Source organism: Asticcacaulis sp. YBE204 (assembly GCF_000495855.1).
GTDB lineage: Bacteria > Pseudomonadota > Alphaproteobacteria > Caulobacterales > Caulobacteraceae > Asticcacaulis.
The window spans coordinates 111,838-134,299 of sequence record NZ_AWGF01000010.1 but is presented as its reverse complement, the minus strand read 5'-3'; the positions used below and the strand labels follow the sequence as shown (position 1 = coordinate 134,299).

22 protein-coding genes are annotated in these 22,462 nt (G+C 61.1%); 15 read left to right on the top strand and 7 right to left on the bottom strand.

Annotation, left to right across the window (positions count from 1 at the left end; all coding sequences use genetic code 11):
• Positions 1–107: 107 nt before the first annotated feature.
• The 7 genes from topA to AEYBE204_RS32570 all read left to right on the top strand — a co-directional run bounded on the left by topA (position 108) and on the right by AEYBE204_RS32570 (position 8,223).
• Positions 108–2,753, top strand: a complete 2,646-nt coding sequence (topA, locus tag AEYBE204_RS32600; RefSeq protein ID WP_023462771.1) for a type I DNA topoisomerase — start codon at positions 108–110, stop codon at positions 2,751–2,753.
• 27 nt (positions 2,754–2,780) lie between these two features.
• The gene (locus AEYBE204_RS32595) at positions 2,781–3,218 is read left to right on the top strand and encodes an endonuclease domain-containing protein (RefSeq protein WP_369751898.1); all 438 of its coding nucleotides are present in this window, start codon (positions 2,781–2,783) and stop codon (positions 3,216–3,218) included.
• Positions 3,219–3,324: 106 nt separating this feature from the next.
• Entirely contained in the window at positions 3,325–3,885 is a 561-nt protein-coding gene (locus AEYBE204_RS32590; RefSeq protein WP_023462769.1) for a hypothetical protein, read from the top strand.
• Between the two features lie 73 nt (positions 3,886–3,958).
• Complete coding sequence (gene rnr / locus AEYBE204_RS32585; protein ID WP_023462768.1) at positions 3,959–6,349, top strand: ribonuclease R; 2,391 nt, start codon at positions 3,959–3,961, stop codon at positions 6,347–6,349.
• A 282-nt stretch (positions 6,350–6,631) separates the two neighbouring features.
• Positions 6,632–7,114, top strand: coding sequence for a DUF4385 domain-containing protein (locus AEYBE204_RS32580; RefSeq protein ID WP_023462767.1), 483 nt, complete (start codon positions 6,632–6,634; stop codon positions 7,112–7,114).
• Positions 7,115–7,353: 239 nt separating this feature from the next.
• Positions 7,354–7,521 (top strand): 50S ribosomal protein L33, encoded by a 168-nt coding sequence (gene rpmG / locus AEYBE204_RS32575; RefSeq protein WP_004620056.1) that lies wholly within the window; start codon positions 7,354–7,356, stop codon positions 7,519–7,521.
• Between the two features lie 156 nt (positions 7,522–7,677).
• Positions 7,678–8,223: a hypothetical protein gene (locus tag AEYBE204_RS32570; RefSeq protein WP_023462765.1), complete on the top strand. Its 546-nt coding sequence runs from the start codon at positions 7,678–7,680 to the stop codon at positions 8,221–8,223.
• Positions 8,224–8,261: 38 nt separating this feature from the next.
• Here AEYBE204_RS32570 and AEYBE204_RS32565 read toward each other — a convergent pair whose 3' ends face one another.
• Entirely contained in the window at positions 8,262–9,626 is a 1,365-nt protein-coding gene (locus AEYBE204_RS32565; RefSeq protein WP_023462764.1) for a PleD family two-component system response regulator, read from the bottom strand.
• A gap of 19 nt (positions 9,627–9,645) precedes the next feature.
• Positions 9,646–10,014 (bottom strand): response regulator, encoded by a 369-nt coding sequence (locus tag AEYBE204_RS32560; protein WP_023462763.1) that lies wholly within the window; start codon positions 10,012–10,014, stop codon positions 9,646–9,648.
• Between the two features lie 253 nt (positions 10,015–10,267).
• Between AEYBE204_RS32560 and AEYBE204_RS32555 the strand changes: the two genes are divergently transcribed.
• From AEYBE204_RS32555 to AEYBE204_RS40370, 3 genes are all read left to right on the top strand, one after another.
• Positions 10,268–10,729, top strand: a complete 462-nt coding sequence (locus AEYBE204_RS32555) for a RidA family protein (protein ID WP_023462762.1) — start codon at positions 10,268–10,270, stop codon at positions 10,727–10,729.
• 165 nt (positions 10,730–10,894) lie between these two features.
• Complete coding sequence (locus tag AEYBE204_RS32550; protein ID WP_031230881.1) at positions 10,895–12,034, top strand: GNAT family N-acetyltransferase; 1,140 nt, start codon at positions 10,895–10,897, stop codon at positions 12,032–12,034.
• A gap of 31 nt (positions 12,035–12,065) precedes the next feature.
• Positions 12,066–12,416, top strand: coding sequence for a hypothetical protein (locus tag AEYBE204_RS40370; protein WP_155908400.1), 351 nt, complete (start codon positions 12,066–12,068; stop codon positions 12,414–12,416).
• Between the two features lie 137 nt (positions 12,417–12,553).
• Here the strand turns inward: AEYBE204_RS40370 and AEYBE204_RS32545 are convergent, their stop codons facing one another.
• The 4 genes from AEYBE204_RS32545 to crcB all read right to left on the bottom strand — a co-directional run bounded on the left by AEYBE204_RS32545 (position 12,554) and on the right by crcB (position 15,547).
• The gene (locus tag AEYBE204_RS32545; RefSeq protein WP_023462760.1) at positions 12,554–13,300 is read right to left on the bottom strand and encodes an ATP12 family chaperone protein; all 747 of its coding nucleotides are present in this window, start codon (positions 13,298–13,300) and stop codon (positions 12,554–12,556) included.
• 106 nt (positions 13,301–13,406) lie between these two features.
• Positions 13,407–14,117, bottom strand: coding sequence for an HAD-IA family hydrolase (locus tag AEYBE204_RS32540; RefSeq protein WP_023462759.1), 711 nt, complete (start codon positions 14,115–14,117; stop codon positions 13,407–13,409).
• A 41-nt stretch (positions 14,118–14,158) separates the two neighbouring features.
• Positions 14,159–15,169: an RluA family pseudouridine synthase gene (locus AEYBE204_RS32535; RefSeq protein WP_023462758.1), complete on the bottom strand. Its 1,011-nt coding sequence runs from the start codon at positions 15,167–15,169 to the stop codon at positions 14,159–14,161.
• Positions 15,170–15,178: 9 nt separating this feature from the next.
• Positions 15,179–15,547, bottom strand: a complete 369-nt coding sequence (gene crcB / locus AEYBE204_RS32530) for a fluoride efflux transporter CrcB (RefSeq protein ID WP_023462757.1) — start codon at positions 15,545–15,547, stop codon at positions 15,179–15,181.
• A gap of 71 nt (positions 15,548–15,618) precedes the next feature.
• Here crcB and AEYBE204_RS32525 point away from each other — a divergent pair, with 71 nt between their 5' ends.
• The 4 genes from AEYBE204_RS32525 to AEYBE204_RS32510 all read left to right on the top strand — a co-directional run bounded on the left by AEYBE204_RS32525 (position 15,619) and on the right by AEYBE204_RS32510 (position 19,407).
• Positions 15,619–16,050 (top strand): HIT family protein, encoded by a 432-nt coding sequence (locus tag AEYBE204_RS32525; protein WP_023462756.1) that lies wholly within the window; start codon positions 15,619–15,621, stop codon positions 16,048–16,050.
• Positions 16,051–16,176: 126 nt separating this feature from the next.
• Positions 16,177–16,803 carry a histidine phosphatase family protein gene (locus AEYBE204_RS32520; RefSeq protein ID WP_023462755.1) on the top strand — a complete coding sequence of 209 codons (627 nt, stop codon included), beginning with the start codon at positions 16,177–16,179 and terminating at the stop codon, positions 16,801–16,803.
• Positions 16,804–16,975: 172 nt separating this feature from the next.
• Positions 16,976–19,102: a bifunctional diguanylate cyclase/phosphodiesterase gene (locus tag AEYBE204_RS32515; RefSeq protein ID WP_023462754.1), complete on the top strand. Its 2,127-nt coding sequence runs from the start codon at positions 16,976–16,978 to the stop codon at positions 19,100–19,102.
• Between the two features lie 116 nt (positions 19,103–19,218).
• Positions 19,219–19,407: a Thivi_2564 family membrane protein gene (locus AEYBE204_RS32510; protein ID WP_023462753.1), complete on the top strand. Its 189-nt coding sequence runs from the start codon at positions 19,219–19,221 to the stop codon at positions 19,405–19,407.
• 179 nt (positions 19,408–19,586) lie between these two features.
• On the opposite strand, the gene AEYBE204_RS32505 is transcribed toward AEYBE204_RS32510, so the two are convergent.
• Positions 19,587–20,576, bottom strand: coding sequence for an LLM class flavin-dependent oxidoreductase (locus tag AEYBE204_RS32505; RefSeq protein ID WP_023462752.1), 990 nt, complete (start codon positions 20,574–20,576; stop codon positions 19,587–19,589).
• 131 nt (positions 20,577–20,707) lie between these two features.
• Here AEYBE204_RS32505 and AEYBE204_RS32500 point away from each other — a divergent pair, with 131 nt between their 5' ends.
• Positions 20,708–22,411, top strand: coding sequence for a DUF4153 domain-containing protein (locus tag AEYBE204_RS32500; RefSeq protein ID WP_023462751.1), 1,704 nt, complete (start codon positions 20,708–20,710; stop codon positions 22,409–22,411).
• Positions 22,412–22,462: the final 51 nt, after the last annotated feature.

The following is a 22,462-nucleotide window of genomic DNA, read 5'->3' as shown; positions in this document are numbered from 1 at the left end:
CATGTTCGGGGACGCAGCCCATGTTCACCGCGACCGTTGCGCGAAATACCGCTCAGCCGCTTGCAATCTGTGTTGATCTTCTCAGCTTTGTCCCTATTAAAGACCTCATGAACCTCGTCATCGTCGAAAGCCCGGCCAAGGCCAAAACCATCAACAAATATCTCGGCAAGGATTATATCGTGCTGGCCTCCTACGGCCACGTGCGCGACCTGCCGTCGAAGGATGGGTCGGTGAAGCCCGACGAAGACTTCGCCATGAGCTGGGAAGTCGACGCCAAGGCGAGTAAGCGCCTGAGCGACATCGCCGACGCCGCGAAAAAGTCCGACCGCGTTATCCTCGCGACCGACCCCGACCGCGAAGGCGAGGCCATTTCGTGGCACGTCCTCGAAGTGCTAAACAAAAAGAAGGTGCTGACGGAAAAGGTCGTCGAGCGCGTCACCTTCAACGCCATCACCAAGTCCGCCGTCCAGGAGGCCATGGCCGCCCCGCGTCAGATCGACATGGAACTGGTCGAGGCCTATCTGGCCCGCCGGGCGCTGGACTATCTCGTCGGCTTCACCCTGTCGCCGGTGCTGTGGCGCAAGCTGCCCGGCGCACGTTCCGCCGGACGTGTGCAGTCGGTGGCGCTCAAGATCGTCGTGGACCGCGAGCTTGAGATCGAGAAGTTCAAGACCGAAGAATACTGGACCGTCGATGCCGAGGTCTCGGCCAATTCGCCGCCGTTCACCGCGCGCCTGAACCTGCTCAACGGCAAGAAACTGGCCAAGTTCGACCTCAACAACGCCGACAAGGCCGAGGACGCCCGCAAGGCGATCTCGCTGTCGAAGTTCGCCGTCGAATCGGTCGAGCAGAAGCCCGGCAAGCGCACGCCGCCGCCGCCCTTCACCACCTCCACCCTGCAACAGGAAGCCTCGCGCAAGCTCGGCTTCAACGCCCAGCGTACCATGCAGACGGCGCAGAAGCTGTACGAAGGCGTCGATATCGGCGGCGAAACGACCGGCCTGATCACCTATATGCGGACCGACGGCGTCTATATCGAGCCGCAGGCCATCGCCGAAATCCGCAAGGTGATCGGCGAACGCTTCGGCGCGCCCTACGTGCCGGGTGAACCGCGCCACTACAAGGTCAAGGCCAAGAACGCGCAGGAAGCCCACGAAGCCATCCGCCCGACCTCGCTTTATCGCCGCCCGGAGACCCTGCGCCTCGACGGCGATCAGGCGCGTCTGTACGAGCTGATCTGGAAGCGGACCATGGCGTCGCAGATGGAGGCCGCCCGCGTCGAGAAGACGACCATCGACCTGCTCAATCAGGATAAGGCCATCGGCCTGCGCGCCACCGGTCAGGTCATCACCTTCGACGGCTATCTGGCGCTCTACGAAGAAGGCAAGGACGACGAGACGGACGAGGACGGCGGCCGCCTGCCCATGCTGCGCACGGGCACCCTGGTCGATGTTCACGACATCAAACCGGCCCAGCACTTCACCGAGCCGCCACCGCGCTATTCCGAAGCCTCGCTGGTCAAGCGCATGGAAGAACTGGGCATCGGTCGCCCCTCGACCTACGCCTCGGTCCTGACCGTGCTGCGCGACCGCGATTACGTCCGCATGGACAAGAACCGCTTTATCCCCGAAGACAAGGGCCGTCTGGTCACCGCCTTCCTCGATCAGTTCTTCTCGCGCTACGTGCAGTACGATTTCACCGCCGATCTCGAAGAAAAGCTCGATCTGGTTTCGGCGGGCGAATTGAACTGGAAGGCGCTGCTGCGCGAATTCTGGGACGCCTTCAACGCCAAGGCCGGGGAAATCGCCGAATTCCGTGTCTCGGAAGTGCTGGATCGCCTGAACGAGTCGCTTGGGCCGCACATCTTCCCGGACAAGGGCGATGGCTCCAATCCGCGCGCCTGCCCGTCGTGCTCGGAAGGCCTGCTGAGCCTGAAAACCTCGCGTTTCGGGGCCTTTATCGGCTGCTCGAACTACCCCGAATGCAAATATACGCGCCCGGTCGGCAATCCCGAAAACACCTCCGAAGACGGCGGTGCGGCGGGCGACCGCGAACTGGGCACCGATCCGGAAACCGGCAAGGTCGTGGCGCTGAAGATCGGTCGTTTCGGGCCCTACGTGCAACTGGGCGAAGCCGAATCGAAAGAGGACAAGCCGAAGCGCTCGTCCCTGCCGAAGGCGTGGCCCCCGGCGTCGATCGACCTTGAGCGCGCGCTGAAGCTGTTGTCCATGCCGCGCGAAGTCGGTCTGCACCCCGAAGACGGCAAGCCCATCGTCGCCGCTCTGGGCCGTTTCGGGCCGTTCATCGAGCACAACAAGACCTATGCCAACCTGACCAGCTTCGAGGATATCTTCGAGGTCGGGCTCAATCGCGCGGTGGTCCTGCTGGCCGAAAAGCGCGCCAATGGTAAGGGTAAGGCCTCGGCCGTCGCACCGTTGAAAGAGCTGGGCGCGCATCCGGAATCGGGCGATCCGATTCAGGTCATGGCCGGTCGTTACGGACCCTACGTCAAATGTGGCAAGGTCAATGCGACCATCCCGAAGGACGTTCAACCCGAAGACGTAACGCTGGAACTGGCGTTGGAGTTGATCGCAGCCAAGGGCGGCGTGAAAGCGGGCGCGAAAAAGGCCCCGGCCAAGAAGGCGGCCCCGAAAACCACCACGGCTAAAAAGCCCGCCGCGAAAAAGGCGACCACCGCCGCAAAGAAAGCCCCTGTGAAAAAAGCACCCGCAAAGGCCAAGACCGAAGCCTAAACCGTCCCTCCTACCTGTGCCATAGGCATGGGGAGGTGGCAGCCCGACAGGGCTGACGGAGGGGGATGGCGCCGAGCGAAATCACACGCTACGCTTGCGGTTATGAAACCGCCCCGCAAACACCAGTTCGCCAGGAAACTACGTCAGGAAATGTCGCCGCCGGAAGTCCGTCTGTGGCTGCGCTTACGGTCGAGGGCTCGCGGCAATCTGTCTTTCCGACGTCAACATCCAATCGGGCCTTATGTTCTCGATTTCTATTGTGCTGAGGCTAAGCTGGCTATCGAAGTCGATGGTGTCGAACACACAACCGACGACCGACGAGAACGCGATTTAAGCCGCGATGCGTGGTTACTCGCACACGGCATTCACACCTACCGCATACCGGCGTTCGAAATCATGCGGGACGCCGACGAAATAGCGGAAGGCGTGTACCGATTAGCGTTTGGGCGCGTGACAAAGACCTGAGTTATCCCCCTCCGTCACGCCTTCGGCGCGCCACCTCCCCATGCCGCGCACAGGGAGGAGAATCGAACTTATCCCCGGCCCCGAAAACTGCGCGCATCATAGGCGCATGTCACAGGTCGATCGCACAAAAGAACAGTTCACCCCCGAAGAACGCCGGGCGCGGTTACGCGCCTTCGCCGATCGGATGCTGGCCTGTGCGGAAAAGCTGCCCGATCCGGAAATCTTGCCGGACATCGAACGCGCCGTACGCATCGGGGATCGTATCGAACGGCTCTATGCCCGCGCCGACGCGTCGGAGGCCGCGGCGGCGAAAGCCAGGCTTGAGGTTTATCAACATACCGAGGCCCTGCAACGCGCCGAGGCCGACACGGTACGTCGAGCCGAACACACCACGCTGTGCAAGCGCCGCGAAGCGATGCGCGACGACGAGATGTTGCGCAATGAACCCAAGCTGGCGCGTATACTGATCGAACAGCGTACCGGGCGACCGCTGGAGGATTATCTGGCGGCAAGACAGGCTGAGGCAACAGGTTGTGATTCCCTTCTCCCCGGCCTCGCCGGCAGGCAAAACGGGGAGAAGGTGGCCGATAGGCCGGATGAGGGGCAGGCCGCACAAGGAAAGATGCCCCTCAGCCTCGCAGGCCCGCGCCCATCCCTCTCCCCGTAAAACGGGGAGAGGGATGATCGAGGTCCGCAACTAATCGTGGCCCCGTGACGGCAAACGCTTTACACTCTGATTCATGACACGAACGCCGAAGCTGCCCCGTACCCCCCGCGCCAATGGTTCCTTTCAGGGCCTCCCCGACGACGACACCCTGCTGGAGGTGCTGCGCACCGCCCGCGAGCTGGACGTCAACGATCTGGCGCGGCAGTTCGGTCTCAAGGGCGACGAGCGCCGCGCCCTGCGCCAGAAACTCAAACTGCTGAGCGAATCGGGCAAGCTGAACAAGAGCGGACGCAAGACGTTCGGCGCGGTCGGCACCTTGCCCGAAACCGGAGTCGCTGAGGTCGTGGAACGCGATGTCGACGGCGACCTGTGGGTCAAGTGGGGGAAAGCCGATGACCCGAAGCTGAAACACAAGCCGCCTCTGGCCCGCCTCGCGCCGCTGAAACGCACCGTCGCCCAGACGCCGCCGACCGTCGGCGACCGCCTCTATGTGCGTTTCGAGCACGTCAATGACGAATGGATCGCCCATCTGGTCAAGGTGCTCGATCAGGGCGCGTCGAAGCTGGTCGGCGTCGTGCGAATCTCGAAAAAAGGCAAGGCCGGGCGTGAAATTCGCCTTGAAAGCGTCGATCGCAAGGCCAAGGACAGCTACACGCTGGTCGCCGGGGCCATCGACGCGCTCGAAGACGGCGACGTGGTCATCGCCGCCCCGCAAGGGGGGGCGCACCGCTTCGGCCCCAAGCCAGCCAAACTGGTCGAGGTCATCGGCAAGGAAGACTCGCCGCGCATCGCCTCGATCATGGCCATCCACGCGCACGGCCTAAAAGTCGGGTTCGCCTCTTCGACCGAGGACGAGGCGAAGAACGCCGTCGCCCCGGACCTCAAAGGGCGCAAGGATCTGCGCGACCTGCCGCTGATCACCATCGACCCGTCCGACGCGAAGGACCACGACGACGCCGTCTATGCCCATGCCGACGAAGACGAGGCCAATCCCGGCGGCCACGTCGTCTGGGTCGCCATTGCCGACGTCGCCCACTATGTGAAGTCGAACTCGTCGCTTGACCGCGACGCGCGCGACAAGGGCAATTCGACCTATTTCCCCGACCGCGTCGAACCGATGCTGCCGCACGTCCTGTCGTCGGGGCTTTGCTCGCTTCAGGAAGGCGAGAACCGCGCGACTCTGGCCGTGCGCATGGTGTTCAATGCCGATGGCAAGAAAATCAGCCACAGCTTCGTGCGCGGCCTGATGCGTTCGGCGGCGAAACTGTCTTACGAACAGGCCCAAGCCGCCATCGACGGTACGCCGGACGATACGACCGGCCCCATCCTTGAGACCCTGCTCAAGCCCCTGTGGGCGGCGCACGCCTGCCTGCTGCGCGGGCGCAACGATCGTCAGCCGCTGCAAATCACCTCGGTCGAGCGCAAGGTGCAACTGGACGCCGACGGCAATGTCGTCGCCATCACGCCGCGCGTCTCGTTAGAAGCGCACAAGCTGATCGAAGAAATGATGATTCAGGCCAACGTCTCCGCCGCCGAGACTTTGGAAAAACAAAAGACGCCGCTGATCTACCGCGTCCACGAACAGCCCAGTCTCGAAAAAGTCGGCAATCTGGCCGACTTCCTGTCGACCATCGGGCTGCCGTGGAACAAGGGCGAGCCGCCGCGCACCGAACGCTTCAACCAGCTTCTCAACAAGCAGAAGGACGGGCCGCACTTCGATATCATCAACGAGGTCGTCCTGCGCACCCAGATGCAGGCCCATTACAGCGCCGAAAATTTCGGTCACTTCGGGCTCAATCTCGACCGCTATGCGCACTTTACCTCGCCGATCCGCCGTTATGCCGATCTGATCGTCCACCGGGCGCTGATCCGGGCGCTGAAGCTGGGCGACGACGGCCTGACCGACTACGAGGTCAAGACCATGGCCGACACCGCCGAGCACATCACGGCGACCGAGCGCCGCTCGATGCAGGCCGAACGCGAAGCCATCGAACGCTACGTGGCGTCGTTCCTCGAGGACAAGGTCGGCGCAACCTTCGAGGGTCGTATCGTCGGCGTCACGCGCTTCGGCATGTTCGTCAAGCTGACCGAGACCGGCGCCGACGGCATCATTCCGGCGTCCTCCTTGCGCGACGACTACTATATCCACGACGACACGGCCCACGCGCTGGTCGGCGAACGGACCGGCAAGCGCTGGCCGCTGGGCCGGCTGATCGAGGTCGAGCTGCTGGAGGCCATGCCGATGACCGGCGGGCTGGTCTTCAAGGCGATCTCCGAGGCCTCGCCGCCCGATCCCAATGCCCCGCGCGTCAGGCTGGGGGTGCGCTCGCGCGTCGAATCGAGCCGGGGCGGCAAGCCTGCACCCCGCAACGGACCGGGCGGAGGTTCGCGCAAACCGGGCGAAAAACCACGCCAGAAAGGCGTCACCGAGAAGTCGAAGGCTAAGAAGGGCAAGCGGCGGTAACCCTTTTCTACTCCCCCAGTTTACTGGGGGAGGTGGATCGATGCCGTAGGCAGCGAGACGGTGGGGGGCTCGCGTAGAATCTGCGCCCGAATCTGCTGGCCCCTCTATGCGCTACTACGACAGCGCAAGCCCCCACCACCGCATCTCGCTGACCTTTGGTCATCTCGTGCGGTCCCCCTCCCCAACAAGTTGGGGAGGTATAAGAAAACGACGTTCAGCCTTTGCGAACTCAGCCCGCGCTTACCATCGCATCCTTATCCCCGTGCGGCGACAATCGTTCGCATGAGCCAACACCCGTCCTATCTCAACTTCGACAAGGCCGCCTATCCGTGGCGACCCGATGTCGATTACTGCGAACACCCCGAAGCCTATCGCGTCGGGCGTGGCGAACAGGGTGTGTTGATCGTCGAACCCTATAAGAGCCAGATGACCCCGCACTGGCGCTTCAAAACGCCGGAAATAGCCCGCGAAAGCTCTGAGCGTTTGACGGCCATGTTCCTCGCCTATTTGAAGGCCGAGGACTTCGTCGGTGCCGACATGGCGCGCAAGTTCCTGCAAATGGGCTTCACGCGCGCGCGGCGTTACGCCAACTACAAAGGCGGACGCAAGTACGACAAAGACCGCAATTATGCTCAATTGGATCGCGGCACCGGCGACCCGCAAAAGGCCGAAAGCGCGAAAATATTTTACATTGCCTGGCGCGAGGCGGAAGACCATCCCGACTATGCGCGCCTGAAAGCGGAGTGGAAAAAGGCCTATGGATAGGCTGACGATTCGCGCAAATGCGCTCGCCATGACGATCCAAAGCGGTTATGACACCGCCAACACCGAGCCTCGCCCCGGGCAGGTCGTCTAACCGCAAGGTTTCGCGTCTATTTGGGATGAAATTCGGATTCGGCCATTGACTTCCGGGCGCAGATGCGTATTTTCCGCCGCTCTGAATATTTTTGCGGCGCTGGGTTTCCTCAATCGTCCGCTGACCAACCGTTTGAGGGTTTTAAACCATGGCAAAGCCAGCCTCCATCAAGATCCGCCTGAACTCGACGGCGGACACCGGCTTCTTCTACGTCACCAAGAAGAACGCCCGTACCAAGACCGAAAAGATGGTACTGAAGAAGTACGATCCGGTCGTGCGCAAGCACGTCGAATTCCGCGAAGGCAAGATCAAGTAAGATCACGTCTCGCTTTATGAGAGTCTAGAAAACCGCGCCCGGTTCGCTGGGCGCGGTTTTTCTATGCCTGCCTGCCCCCCTTACAATATTTGTAAGCTGACGCCTTCCGGCTCTCCCATTAATGGATATCATCGTTCTTAATTCTGCGGGGATACCATGCCAAAGCCACATCATCTGACCGTCTATGCAACCGCCCTGTGCGCCCTCATGGCGGCGGCCCCGCTTCATGCCGCCGAATTCGGCGACGAAAGCGCCCGTGTCTGGACCGAGCGCAACCTGTCACTTTTCAATGCCGCCACCCAGAACGTCCCCACATCGGACGACCTGGACGCCAGCGAAGCCGCAGGCAACGCCTATTTCAGCGCTTTGAAAACAGCCTGCAGCGGCATCAGCGGCGAGCATATCCGCTATGGCGGCAAGAACATGCCGGTCTGGGCTCAGACCGCTCAGCAGCGTTTCTGTCTGGGGGCCGACAATCTGCGCCGCGCCTACAGTTCCGGTAAAAAGGACAAGAAATACTGTGGCGACCTCAAGAGCGCCATTGGCTATGCCCAAAAAGCCGATGCGGCGAAAAATCCACCGGCCATCATGGCTTCGTCGCAAAAGCTGATTGAAGCTTCAGAAGCGCTGATGAACAGCCGGATCACGCTGGTGAAAAAGTCTATCCTCGGGGACAGCAAAATCGTGTTTAGCTGCTCATAACCCGGGGTGGCCTGATCGGCACCTCATGCCGCCCCCGATCAGGCCGCTCTCAGCACGACCTTGTTGCGGCCGGCGCGCTTGGCCTCGTAAACCGCTTCGTCGGCGCGCTTCAGCATGGCCTCGATCGAGTCGCCCAGCCCCGTCAGGGTCGCCACGCCGACACTGACGGTCACGTCCAGCGTGCGCCCGTCGGCCAGCGCGAACGGCGCGGCGGCGACATTGGACCTGACGCGTTCGGCGATAACCTGCGCGTCGGCGGAGTCGGTGTCCGGCATGATGACCACGAACTCTTCGCCACCCATACGGCACGGCATGTCGATGGCGCGGACATTGATCCCCAACCGACCTGCGAACTCTCTGAGCACCTCGTCGCCGGCATCGTGGCCGAAGCCGTCATTGACGCGCTTGAAATGATCGATATCGAGCAGCAGGACCGAAACGTCCTCGTCCGTTTTCAGGTGCCGGCGCATGAGTTGCGCCAGTTGCATATCCATGTAACGGCGGTTGTTCAGCCCGGTCAGAGGGTCGGTGACCGCCAGCTCCAGCGACTTGTCGAGGCTTGTGCGCAGGAAATCGGCATAACGCTTGCGGCGAATCTGCGTCCGCGCGCGCGCGATCAGCTCCAGCGAATCGACGGGCTTGGGCAGCACGTCGTTGACGCCGAGTTCCAGCGCCTTGAGCAGGACCGGGCGGTCGTCGGCGTTGAAAATCCCCAGCACGGGCGTCTGCCGCGTCGCCTCGCTGGAACGCAGTTGCGCCACGAAGCGCAGGGCGTCGAACGCGCGCACGGTCAGATTCAGCACCAGCAGATCGACACGTCCGGCGGCGATTTTCAGCGCCTTCTGCGGGTCGGTCTCGTAGGCGCAACGGTGCGTGGCGCCCAGAGCGTGCATCAGGCGCTCGGCCTGTTTCGGATTGTCGTCGATGATCAGGACGTTGCCGGTAGCGGTGACCTGGCGCTGAAGCTGCGCCGCGTCGAACAGGCCCATGCGGCGACTTGAGGCCTCGCGCTGACGCAATTCGTCGAACATCTGCTTGAGCCGCACCAGCGCCTTCAGACGCGCGAACAGGATCACGTCGTCGACCGGCTTGGTCAGGAAGTCGTCGGCCCCGGCCTCAAGCCCCGACAGGCGGTCTTCGCGACCATCAAGGGCGGTGACGAGAATAATCGGAATATGGCGGGTCGTCGGATGCTCTTTAAGCTGCCGCGTGACGGCGTAGCCGTCCAGCTCCGGCATCATGACGTCGAGCAGGATCAGGTCCGGCGGATCGTTGACGGCAAGTTCCAGCGCCTCATGACCCGAATGGGCGACGATCACCTCGTAATAGTCGGCCTCCAGTTTGGCCTGCAACAGGCGGACATTGGCCGGGATATCGTCGACGACCAGAATCTTGGCGCTCATCTAATCCCCCTTACCAAACCTACGCGAGATACCGTCTGACGGTTTCGAGAAAGTGCGAGACCGAAATCGGCTTCGAGATATAGGCCTCGCAACCGCCTTCGCGGATACGCTCCTCGTCGCCCTTCATGGCGAAGGCCGTCACCGCAATGACCGGGATGTGCGACAGCTCATCGTCCTCTTTCAGCCACTTGGTGACTTCGAGGCCGGAAATTTCGGGCAACTGAATATCCATGAGGATCAGGTCCGGGCGATGCTTGCGCGCCAGGGCCAGCGCGGAGAGCCCTTCCCCGGTCTGTAGCGTGTCATAACCCTGCGCATCGAGCAGGTCATGAAACAGCTTCATGTTCAATTCGTTGTCCTCGACGATGAGGACCTTCTTTGCGGTCATTACCAGGGTATCCAATGCGGTCGTGCCTTATGGGGACTACGGCGGGGTCGCCCGGCGGTCCGCGATTCGCGGCGGTGTCGGACTATATGACCGTTGACCTTAGCGGAACTGTCTTAAGCCGAGGTGAAAGGGAAGGTAACAAAAGGTAAAGATGGTCGGTTTTTGCCTTAACGCATATGGTCATGCACAGGTGCGTTTGAAAGACGGCGCTTTTTCGTTATAAGCGGGCATCTGATTTGAAGGAGTCCCTGACATGTCGAAAACCGAAGCCCGTCTGGCCGAATTGGGCATCACCCTGCCCGTGCCGACCGCCCCCGTCGCCAACTACGTGCCCTTCGTGCGCAGCGGTAACACGGTCCATATTTCGGGTCAGTTGTCGAACGACGGTTCGGGCCGCTTCAAGGGCACGGTCGGCGTCGACGTCAGCCCGGAAGAAGCCACCGAAGCGGCGCGCGTCTGCGGCATCAACCTGCTGGCGCAGATGAAGGCGGCGGCCGGTGGCGACCTCGACAACGTCGTGCGCGTCGTCAAGCTGGGCGCCTTCGTGCAGGCGGGGCCGGACTTCTACGCCATCCCGCAGGTCGTCAACGGCTGCTCGGACCTGATGGTCGAGGTGTTGGGCGACGCCGGTCGCCACGCCCGTTCGGCGGTCGGGATTTACAAAATCCCGCTCGGTTTTGCCGTCGAAATCGACGCCGTGATCGAAGTGGCGTGAGGGGTTAAAAGGTTTTAACACAGAAAAACACGGAAAGAGAGAAAGCACGGATGTAGCCTGAGACCTGATCGCTCATTATCCGTGTTTTCCTTCTTTCCGTGCTTTCCGTGCTTTCCGTGTTCTATACTTTCTTGCATCTTACATGAGACCGCCTAGATTAGGCGCATGTCCATGCCCACTCTGACCGTCGCCCTGCACCGTTCGATCTCGGAGATCGACGCCACCGTCTGGGATGGTTTAAAAGGCGACGACAATCCCTTCAATTCGCACGCCTTTCTCGAAACGCTTGAACAGACCGATTGCGTTGGCGAAGCGTCCGGCTGGTTGCCGCATCACCTCTCCTTAAGCGACGACACCGGCACGATCCGGGGCGTCATGCCGCTGTATCTCAAGCTGCATTCGATGGGCGAATACGTCTTCGACCATAGCTGGGCGCAGGCCTATGAACGTGCAGGCGGGCGCTATTACCCGAAACTGCTGTCCGCCGCGCCGTTCACGCCCGTCACGGGCGCGCGGTTGCTATCGCCCGATCCTGAGATACGCCGCGCCCTGATCCGCGCCGCCGTGGACCTCACCGACACTAACGGCCTGTCATCACTGCATATCAACTTCCCCACCGCCGAAGAATGGGAAGAAATGGGTGAACAGGGTCTTTTGTTACGTCAGGATCAGCAATTCTGGTGGGACAATAACGGCTACGCGACCTTCGACGATTTCCTTGGCGCCCTGTCCGCCAACCGGCGCAAGGTAATCCGTCGCGAGCGCCGCGACGTGCATGCCGCACTCGACCTGCGCGTCATTACCGGCGACGACATCACCGAAGCGCATCTCGACCAGATGCACGCCTTCATCGAAAATACCTACGACCGCAAATGGGGCTCGCCCTATCTGACGCGCGAGTTTTTCTCGCTTATCACCCAGCGGATGCGTGCGCGTATCGTACTGGTTTTTGCCTACGATGGCGATGAGGCGGTGGCGGGCGCGATCAACTATGTCAGCGGTGATACGCTCTATGGCCGCCAATGGGGCGCGACCGTCGAGGTGCCGTTCCTGCATTTCGAGGTCTGCTATTATCAGGCCATCGACTACGCCATCGCGCACGGTTTGAAACGCGTCGAGGCGGGCACCCAGGGCGAGCATAAGATTTCGCGTGGCTACCTGCCCCACCCGGTCTATTCGGCGCATCATATTCGCGACGCTGGCCTGCGCGCCCCGGTCGAGCGCTATCTGTTGCAGGAACGCATGGCGGTGATGGAACAGATGCAGATGCTGGAGGTCGAAGCCTCACCGTTCAAAAAGGCATGAAAAAAGCCGCCGGGATGAACCGGCGGCGTTTTTGGTAGTTTTGGTCGCGGCAAGCGTACCCCGAAAAGTGTATAACGGTTTTCGGAAACAGGTGCGCGTCAAACTAAGCGACCGGCAGGCGGTGGGCGCGGGCCCAGGCGACGATCACATTGGCGAACAGGTTGGTCAGGAAGGTCATAGTCTTGGTTCTTTCTACGCTTACAGAGGCGATTTAGTTCGACGCCGACGAGGGCGCGAAACCGAAGGCCAGCAAGGCGGCCATGAATTTTTCGATCATCTTTTCCATTGTCATATCTCCACAAACAAAGAGTTTTCAGGGGTCAGCCGCGAGAACCGGATTGAAAGTGTTTGGCGCTTCATCGTTCTGACAACGCTGTCATAGCAAATTTTGCACCTGCGAGATAGCCCCCTGCCGGTCACAATTGATATTATTTATTGTAACGGTTCGTGTGGGAGGCGAGTAACTTGTCTTTGTCGCGCATTTTACCCAAAAACCGGTGCCCACTTTTTGGCATGCGCTTAGACTAACGCCTTAAACCACGCCTCAAGGCTTTGCGCCTGCGTCTTCTGGTTGGCCGCGCGCTGAACGGCTTCGGCATCGTCGCCCCAGGTTTCCATCTGGAACGCTTCGCCAACGCGCGAGGCTTCGAACGCCGCCTCACCCGTAAGACGGCCCTTCCACAGAGCGAGCGCCAGAACGACCGAGCCTAACAGCGGAATGGCGACCAGCAAACCGGCGCGCGTATAGACATCGGCGTTGCTTATCAATGATTGAACGCCTTCAATGGTCGCCGCCGGTTGCGGCTGATGGATCAGGGTCTTTTGCTGAACGAATTCAAGACCCAGTTCGACCTTGCTCCACGCGACGACCGGCTGCCACGCGGCGGCTTCGCGCTCGATCAGGGCCTGAGGATAGTCCGCCGGATAGCACACCAGATCGGTCTCGGAAAAGCGTGCGGCCTCGGCCAGAGCAGCGTCGAGGCCGGTTTCCATGTGATCCATAGCCGCGAAGCCCAGTCGCGTCAGGGGCATCGACGTGAACTCGACATAGTCCTCGACGGCTTCCCATTCGCGCCCGACCAAGGCCGCCAGCGCGAAATTCGGCAGGACCAGCACCTGACCCAGCGGGGTCTTCACCGGACGGCCATCGAGATTGACGCCGTACCCACCCGGCGCGGCGGCGATCTCTACCGTGGTCCAGAAGCGCTTGGGCTTATGACCGACCTGATCGGTGCGTTTGGACGGGGCTTCGGCTTTGTAGGTCATTAAATATCTCGCAACAATCCCCTCGCCCCCATTTTTGATTCTTGGGGGGAGAGGGTGGCGCGTTAGCGCCGGGTGAGGGGGAGTAACAGCCACCGAAGCAGCCCCCTCACCCCAACCCTCTCCCCACAGGGGCGAGGGAGTTAATGGAAAACGCTTCAAGAGACCGTTCCAGTGCCTTGAAATCATGCACGATTTCATGCGCCCCGGCGTCCTGAAGCTCTTCCACCGTATGAAAACCCCACGACACGCCGATAGCATGGACCTGCGCGGTGCGCGCCATGCGGATATCGTGCGTGGCGTCGCCGATCATCACCGCCTGATGCGTCCCCACCCCCAGCGCCGTCAGATTGCACTGAAGCATGTGCGGATGCGGCTTGGACGGCCCGTCATCTGCGCAGAAGGTCACGTCGAAAATATCCTTCCAGCCGTGGCGATCGACGATCCGTGTCACGCCCCTACGCGAATTGCCCGTCGCCATGCCGATCAGCCAGTTGTCGTTCTTCAGCCGCAGCAGAGTCTCGTGCGCCCCGGCATACAACGCCTCGGTGAAGTCCGGATCGGCGTGAAAGGTCAGGAACGCATTCTGGAACTCGCGCGTATAGGCCGCCACGGTTTCCGGATCGAGCTCCGGCCGCATGGCCTGCAAGGCCTCGAACAGCGACAGGCCGACGATCGAGCGCACCTCGTCATAGTTCGGCGGATCAATATTGATCGCCTTGGCCCCTTCCACCGCCGCGCGGTGGATCGAGGCGCGGCTGTCGACCAACGTGCCGTCTACGTCAAATACAGCCAGACGCAAATTGGTTCTGGTCGCCATATCTGGCGCCGAAAACCGGTTCCCACTTTTCGGCATATGGCTCAATACCTCTTGGAACTCTTCTGCACCTTACGGAACGGTTCCGGCGAGGCCTCGTGCTCGTCGAAGCCATAGCGCTCGAAGCCCGCTGCGATGACCGGATCGAGCGGCGCTTCGACGATCAGCGTCCCGTGGCTGGGGTGCGGCAGCTCGATGCGGCGGTGATGCAGTTGCAGGCCCAGCCCTTCGGACAGCGGACGGCTGAGGTCGTCGCTGTACTTCGGGTCACCAAGGATACAATGACCGATGGCCTGCATGTGGGCGCGCAGTTGGTGCGTACGGCCCGTATGCGGCCGCAAAGCCATCCAGGCCAGCCGGTGCGCAGCGCGCGAGATCGTCACATATTCGGTCTCGGCGGCTTCGGCACCCGGTTCTTTAGGATCGGCGGGCATGACGATTTCGCGGTCGTTGAAGCCCTTCTTGATCAACGGCACGTCGATGACGCCTTCCTTGGGGTCCGGCGTCCCGGCGACCAGCGCCCAGTAGGTCTTGTAAGCCTTGCGCTTGGCAAACGCTCCGGCCAGACGCGCCGCCGCCGACGGCGACTTGCCGAGCAGCAACACGCCCGACGTGTCGCGGTCGAGACGGTGAACCAGACGCGGGCGCTCCAGCCCCTCACCCCACGCCGACAAGAGCCGGTCGATATGATTTTTCGTTTTGGTCCCGCCCTGAACGGCCAGGCCCGACGGCTTGTTGATGGCGATCACGTCCTCGTCTTCGTAGAGGACCAGCGACTTGGCGTAGCGGATTTCCTGCGGCGACAGTTCGGCGCGCTCGCGCTTTTGCTGATCCTCGGTCGGCGCGTCCGGCAACGGCGGCACGCGCACGGTCTGACCGGCGACCAGTCGCGTGTCGGCCTTGGCGCGCGACCCGTCGACGCGCACCTGACCCGACCGCAGCAGCTTGTTGAGCTGCACGTGGTTGATGTGCGGCCAGCGGCGCTTGAAGAAGCGATCGACGCGGACACCATCTTCGCCTTCGGCGACGTAGAGGGTTTTGACTTCCTTACTCATTTTACCTTCTTATCCGGCGATTTTCCGGACGATATACAAACCGATCATGACGGCGAAAATAGCGGCAACGGCAGAACCGATAGCATAGAGGGCCGCCATACCGTAGTCGCGGCGCTCCAGCATCTGCACGACTTCAAGCGAATAGCTCGAAAAGGTGGTGAAGCCGCCGAGTACACCGACACCCAGCAGCAGACGGAGCTTCTCATCGCCTCCCCGCGACCACAGCCACCCCATCAACAGCCCCATCAGGAGCCCGCCCACCAGATTGGCGGCGAAGGTGTGCCATGGCCACGACTGCGTCGGCAAAACGCGCGACAGGCCGTAGCGGAGGCCTGAGCCCGCCGCACCGCCGATCATGACCAGCAAAAGATTGAACATCGCCGCTCTTTACCTGTATTGGCTGTATAATTAAAGCGATAAGATAGAGTCTAAAGAATCGAGGACCGGTCATGAGCCTTATCGGTGAGTACGACAGCAAGAATATCTTCGCCAAGATCCTCAGCGGCGACATTCCCTGCGCCAAGGTGTACGAGGATGCGCGCGTCCTCAGCTTCATGGACGCCTTCCCGCAGTCGAAGGGCCATACGCTGGTTATCCCCAAGGTCAAGGCGCGCAACCTGTTCGACATTCCGTCCGAGCATTTGCAGAACCTGATCCATCAAACCCAGCGCATAGCCCGCGCGGTCAACGACACGCTGGAGCCCGACGGCATCCGCATCGCGCAGTTCAACGGCGAAACGGCGGGTCAGACCGTGTTTCACCTGCATTTTCATATCATCCCCTGCTGGGACGCCGGCAAGCTGAAGGGACACGCGTCGGGCGAAATGGCGGCGATGAGCGATCTTCTGGAAACCGCAGCGAGAATTAAAGCGGCGCTTTAAAACATTCTTCCCCTCTCCCCCGTGGGGAGAGGGTGGCCCAAAGGGCCGGGTGAGGGGGAAACCCCACGACCTGCAAGAGCCCCCTCACCCCAGCCCTCTCCCCGCAGGGGAGAGGGGGAGAATCAAATGTTCTACGTTCTTCGCCACGGCCAAACCGACTGGAATGCCCAGATGCGGCTTCAGGGATCGACCGACATCCCGCTCAATGAGACCGGTCGCGATCAGGCACGTCTGGCGGCGTTTTTCCTCGCCGATCAGGGCATCACGCAGATCCTCGCCAGCCCCCTCGTCCGCGCCTATGAGACCGCCAGCATCGTCGCCGAGACCCTGAACGTGCCCGTCGTCACCGATCCGCGCCTGACCGAACGGCATTTCGGCCTGTTCGAAGGCCTGACCATCGACGAGGTCGAAACCCAGCGCCGCGACATGCTGGAACACATGAACCCGGACCTCGATATCGACGGCAAGCACTACCCCCACAATGCCGAGCGCCTGCCCGTCGTCATCGAGCGCGTGAAAGCCGCCATCGAAGACCACTGCGGCAAGGGCGAGACCTGCCTGTTCGTCTGCCACGGTATCCCGTTCCGCGCCATCGCCCGGATTTATCTGGGCGAGATGTATTCAAGCCCCAATGCCTGCCCGGTTCGTTACGAAAAGACCGGCGAGGTGTGGACCATGACCGGGCTCGATCCCGACAACCAGCCCCTGCACGGTGCCTTCTTCAAAGGCCCGACGACGATGGGCCGCATATAACGACGTTACAAATTCGTACCATTTTCCGCTTACGGATCAAAGTATTATTTGAGTATAAAACGGCCCGCATTAAGCGTCGATTCAGGAAAATCGCCTATAAATCCAATAACGGTGCCAGAATTGTGCCGATGTTGAGTTTTGTGAAGGTTTTATGATAAACTGGACTACCGTTATGCAGAACGTTTCCACGATATCGGATGTAACGGATCGCATAGACCCTGTTCTGCCGTCCTTTACCAACTCACAACTCTACGATTTATTCCGCGACCAGCCCGACCTGATGGTTGTCGCCGTCGCCGATGCGCAGGGCCGCGTCCTTGGCCTGATGGAACGCCACGACTTTAATCTTAAAATGGCCGCCGAGTACGGACGCGCCCTGTTCGGCGCCAAGCCCGTCACGACCATGATGGACGCCGCCCCCCTGACGGTCGATGTCGCGACGCCATTGCGCGACTTTACGCAGGCCAGCCTCGCCGACCATCCGTCGGAACTGATGCGCGGCTTCATCGTCACCCGCGACGGGCGCTACGAAGGCGTCGGCACCACCCTGTCGATCATGAAGGCGATCAGTCAGGACCTTCAGGACACCCTGACCCAGCAGCGCGACATGATGGCCGACCTGATCCGCGTCAGCGCCGAGTCGCAACGCCACCAGACCTTCCTCAACACTATCATCCAGACCATCCCTGCCATGGTGCTGGTCAAGGGCGCGCACGATTCCAAAATCCGCCTGATCAATCCCGCCGGCGAAACCATGCTGGGCGTCACCAGCGCCGCGGTGATCGGCAAGACCAGCCACGACATCTTCGCCCCGGATCAGGCGGCGCAGTTCGCCCGTTCCGACCGCCGCGCGCTCGACAGCGCCGAGGCCGTGATGATCGAGGAAGAAGCTATCTATAACGGCTGCGGCGAGCGCGTCGTCCAGCTCAAAAAGACCGTCCTGCGCACCCCGGAAGGCGAAGCCGACGCCATCCTGACGCTGGGCATCGACCTCACTGAGCAGAAACACGCTCAGGCGCAGATCGCGCAACTGGCGCATTTCGACCCGCTGACCGGGTTGGCCAACCGCGCACTCTATGCCACCGAAATCGACAAGGCCCTCGCCCGCGTCCAGCGGCAGGGCCACAAGATCGCCCTCCTCTGCCTCGACCTCGACCGTTTCAAGGCCGTCAACGATTCCCACGGCCATCTGACCGGCGACGCGCTTTTATGTCAGGTCACCGAGCGCCTGCAACTGTGCCTGCGCAAGGGCGACTTCATCGCCCGTATGGGTGGCGACGAATTCGCCATCATCCAGAATATCAATCACCCCGAAGACGCCCAGTACCTCGCCGAACGCCTGATCGACGCGGTCAAAGACCCGTTCACCGTCAAGGACGCCCGCCTCGATATCGGCCTCAGCGTCGGCATCGCGCTGGCACCTGACGACGGCGTCGACGCCCACAGCCTGCTGTCGCGCGCCGACATGGCGCTGTATCGCGTCAAGGGCGACGGCCGCAACGGCTGGTGCTATTACCGCGCCGAGATGGACGAGCAGCTTCAGGCCCGCGTCGAGATGGAGCGCGACCTCAAGACCGCCCTGACCGAAGGCCAGTTTCAGCTCTATTTCCAGCCCCTGCTCAATCTCGACAGCGGCGATATCGTCTCCTTCGAAGCCCTGCTGCGCTGGCACCACCCGTTCACCGGCATGGTCTCGCCCGCCGTCTTCATCCCCCTGGCCGAGGACTGCGGCCTGATCGGCGCTCTCGGTGAATGGGTGCTGCGTGAAGCCTGTCGCCAAGCCGCCTTGTGGCCGCAGCCGTGGCGCGTCGCCGTCAATATCTCGCCGCTGCAATTCCGCCACGGCTCGTTGCCGGGTCTGGTGCGCAAGACGCTGAAAGCCACCGGCCTCGATGCGCGCCGGTTGGAGCTTGAAATCACCGAAAGCGTGCTGCTGGCCGATGAGACCCACAACCTGAAAGTCCTCAACCAGATAAAGGACATGGGCGTGCGCATCGCCATGGACGACTTTGGGACCGGCTATTCGTCCCTGTCCTATCTGCGGACCTTCCCCTTCGACAAGATCAAGATCGACCAGTCCTTCGTCCGCGACCTGCCGCACGACCGCAACGCCACCTCGATCATCCGCGCCATCACCGAAATGGCCCGCTCACTGGGCGTCGAAATCACCGCCGAAGGCGTCGAAACCCCGGCCCAACTCGACACGCTCAAGGCCATGAACTGCCGCGAGGCGCAAGGCTACCTGATCGGTCGCCCCGCCCCCGGCATCGAGGCCTATGCCCTGCCGAAATGCGCGTAATGGCCGGATAAACGCCACCGCTTATTTATTTTTTAGCGCCGAACCCTGCATTTAAAACCCCCGACCGACAGGCGACATTAGTTCCAAATTCTGAGTAATCTCAAAAGGAACCTGTCATGTCTCTTATCTCGCTCGTCGTCATCTTGATCGTCGTCGGTGTCCTGCTCTGGCTGGTCAACACCTACATCCCGATGGACCCCAAGATCAAAAACATCCTCAACGCCGTCGTCGTCATCGCCGTCGTCATCTGGCTGCTTCAGGTCTTCGGCGTGCTGGGCTCGCTGTCCGGCATCCGCGTCGGGTAAGGGCAAGGCAGGGTCACAGACCCTGCACCCCTAACTTGGAGCAAAAAGAAAGGCCGGTGCATCACCGGCCATTTTCATTGCGCTCCCTCCTCCCTATCAAGCCCTTGGGCGCAGATGGGGAGGTGGAATTTTTGCCAAAGGCAAAAAGACGGAGGGGTATACCGCCGTCGAAACCGGCTCTAAACCTTCGCCATCAACGGCGAGGCCGCGAAGATATCCACCGACTTCAAACGCGCGGCAATATCGTGGATCGGCATCGACACGATCAACTCATCGGCTTCGGTCGCGGCCAGAAAATTCTCCAGCTTGCGATGGATCGTTTCCGGCGACCCCACCACGGCGTATTGCAGCATGTGATCGACCATCTGCCGCTCTTCCGGTGCCAGTTGCAACCCGTGCTGAGGCTTAGGAAATGGCTTGCGGTCGTTGCGCCGCAGATTGGCAAAGGACTGCTCCATCGACGAATAGAGGAACTTCGCTTCCTCGTCGGTGTCTGCCGCCACGCCCATGATACCGACCATTACCCTCGGTTCCGGATTACGCTCCGAAGGCCGGTACTGTGTCCGGTAAATGCGCAAAGCCTGATGCAGCATATCCGGTGCGAAGTGCGAGGCGAAGGCATAGGGCAGGCCCATCTGCGCCGCCAGTTGCGCGCCGTAGGTACTCGACCCCAGCACCCAGATCGGCACCTGACACCCCGCCCCCGGCACGGCCATGATCCGCGCATCATCGGCGTGAGTGTCCATAAGCTGTTGAAGTTCCGCGACATCGTAAGGGAAACTATCGACGCCGCTTTCCATATTCCGGCGCAAGGCCCGCGCCGTCTTCATATCGGTCCCCGGGGCGCGCCCCAGCCCCAGATCGACACGCCCCGGAAACAACGCCTCCAGCGTGCCGAACTGCTCGGCGATCACCAGAGGCGAATGGTTCGGCAGCATGATACCGCCAGACCCGATGCGGATTTTCGACGTATGATGCCCGACATGGGCAATGACGATCGACGTCGCCGCCGAGGCAATCCCCGGCATCCCGTGATGCTCGGCCAGCCAGTAGCGGCTATAGCCGAGGGCCTCGGCCTGCCGCGCCATCAGTGCCGAATTGGCCAGAGCCTCCGACGCGGTGCCGCCCTCGCCGATCTGCGACAGGTCAAGGATGGAAAACGGGATCATGCGGCACCTCATAAACTGCTCAGGCTTATGTAGGCGATCCGGTTACGATTGCGAGGTCAGTCACCGTAAATTCGCGCCTTTCTCGCGACAGACTCGCGTGATAGTTTGCCGCCACACATGAGGGGGAAATCATGATCGCCAATCAGCCTTTATCCAAATCGACGGCCCTGTACGTGCGCCTTGCCGTCGGTCTCGTGTTCGGCGTGACCATCGGCTTGCTGCTGCCGGATGATTCCGGTGCCGCGCATCTGGTGCCGTGGAAAGCGGCGATTGTCGGCGCGCTGACGTTGGGGGCGTTCGTCCTATGGGCCGGAGCCGGGGCGATGCGACGGTTGAGCCTGCTGATCTGGGGCGCGGTCGCGTTAGGCATCATCGCCTTCATCTCGTGGCATCAGGCCGTCCATTTCGACGACAGGCATTACAACCCTTTCTTTATCAATCAGTTTTTCCTGATATATCCGTTCCTGTTCATCAGCCACGAGCTGATCTCCAGCGCCGATCAGGCGGGCAAGCCAGTCGCCCCGTTCAACCTCTATTTCGACGAGGCGTGGAAACGCGGCATCCAACTGGCGCTGGCCGTGGCCTTTACGGGTCTGTTCTGGGGCATCCTGTTTCTCGGCTCGCACCTGCTGGAGACCATCGGGTTCAAATGGCTGAAATGGCTGCTGGACATCGATTATATCAGTTGGCCCCTGAGCGGACTGGCCCTGGCCAGCGCCGTGCATCTGGGCGATGTTCAGACCAAACTTCTGACCAGCGCGCGGGCTTTGGCGCTCGGCGTTTTGTGCTGGCTTTTGCCGGTGATCGGGTTGATCGGCGTGATCTTTGTCGGTTCGCTGGCGGTAAGCGGTCTGGCACCCTTATGGAAAACCGGTGCCGCGACCTTCAGTCTGTTGAGTGCGTGTGGGCTGTTCGTGTTGCTAATCAACGCCGCCTATCAACTGGGCGACGAGGAACGCAAGGTCCATATCGTCCTCAAATGGGCCGTGCGCCTGAGTAGCGGGCTTTTGCTGATACTGGCAGCACTGGCGGCCTATAGTCTGAGCCTGCGCATCGGTCAGTACGGCCTGACGCCGGAACGCGTTCTGGCGGCGGTCGGCGCGGCCTTCGCGCTCTTTTATGGTGTCGGTTATACAGTGTCGGTGTTCTGGCCGGGGCGGTGGATGCGCGGGCTTAAGGCCGTCAATATCGGGCTGGCCATGCTGAAATCTCTGGTGTTTCTGGCGCTTTTGACGCCGCTTGCCGATCCGGCGCGGTTGAGCGTTGGGTCGCAGGTGGCGCGGCTGGAAAAGGGAAAGATTACAACGGACAGGTTCGACTGGGCGTTCCTGCGCTACGAGAGCGGAACCTATGGCCGGGACGCCTTGAAGAGGCTCGTCAGTAGCAAGGTCGAAGCCATTCGGACCGCTACCCAAAAAGCTTCGACATGGAAAGACGAGGATCGATGGGAGGCCCGAACCGAGCGCCAGACCATCACCTATCGCCCCGATCCGCAACAGATAAAGGTGATTTTCCCTAAGGCAGCGCACGTACCGCAGAGCTTTATGGCCACAGATTTCACCCGAAATGAAATACCTTGCCTGAAAGGCGACAATGGCAATGAGATTTGCGAAGTGGCTTTGCTGGACATGACGCGGGATGGTCAGGATGAAGTTCTGATCCTGCAAGGCCAGGTACTTAAGGCTTATCAAATCGACGACGGTAAATGGACACTTTTCAATACCTATTACAGTCTTGATAACGAAGACATTACGGCTTTCCGCGAAGGTCGCATTTCCCGCCAACCCGCCAAAATTGACGATTTGCTGCTCGGCGATACGATCCTGTCACGATGAACAAAAAAGCCTCCGGATCGCTCCGGAGGCTTTCATTTTTAGAACCGGCCT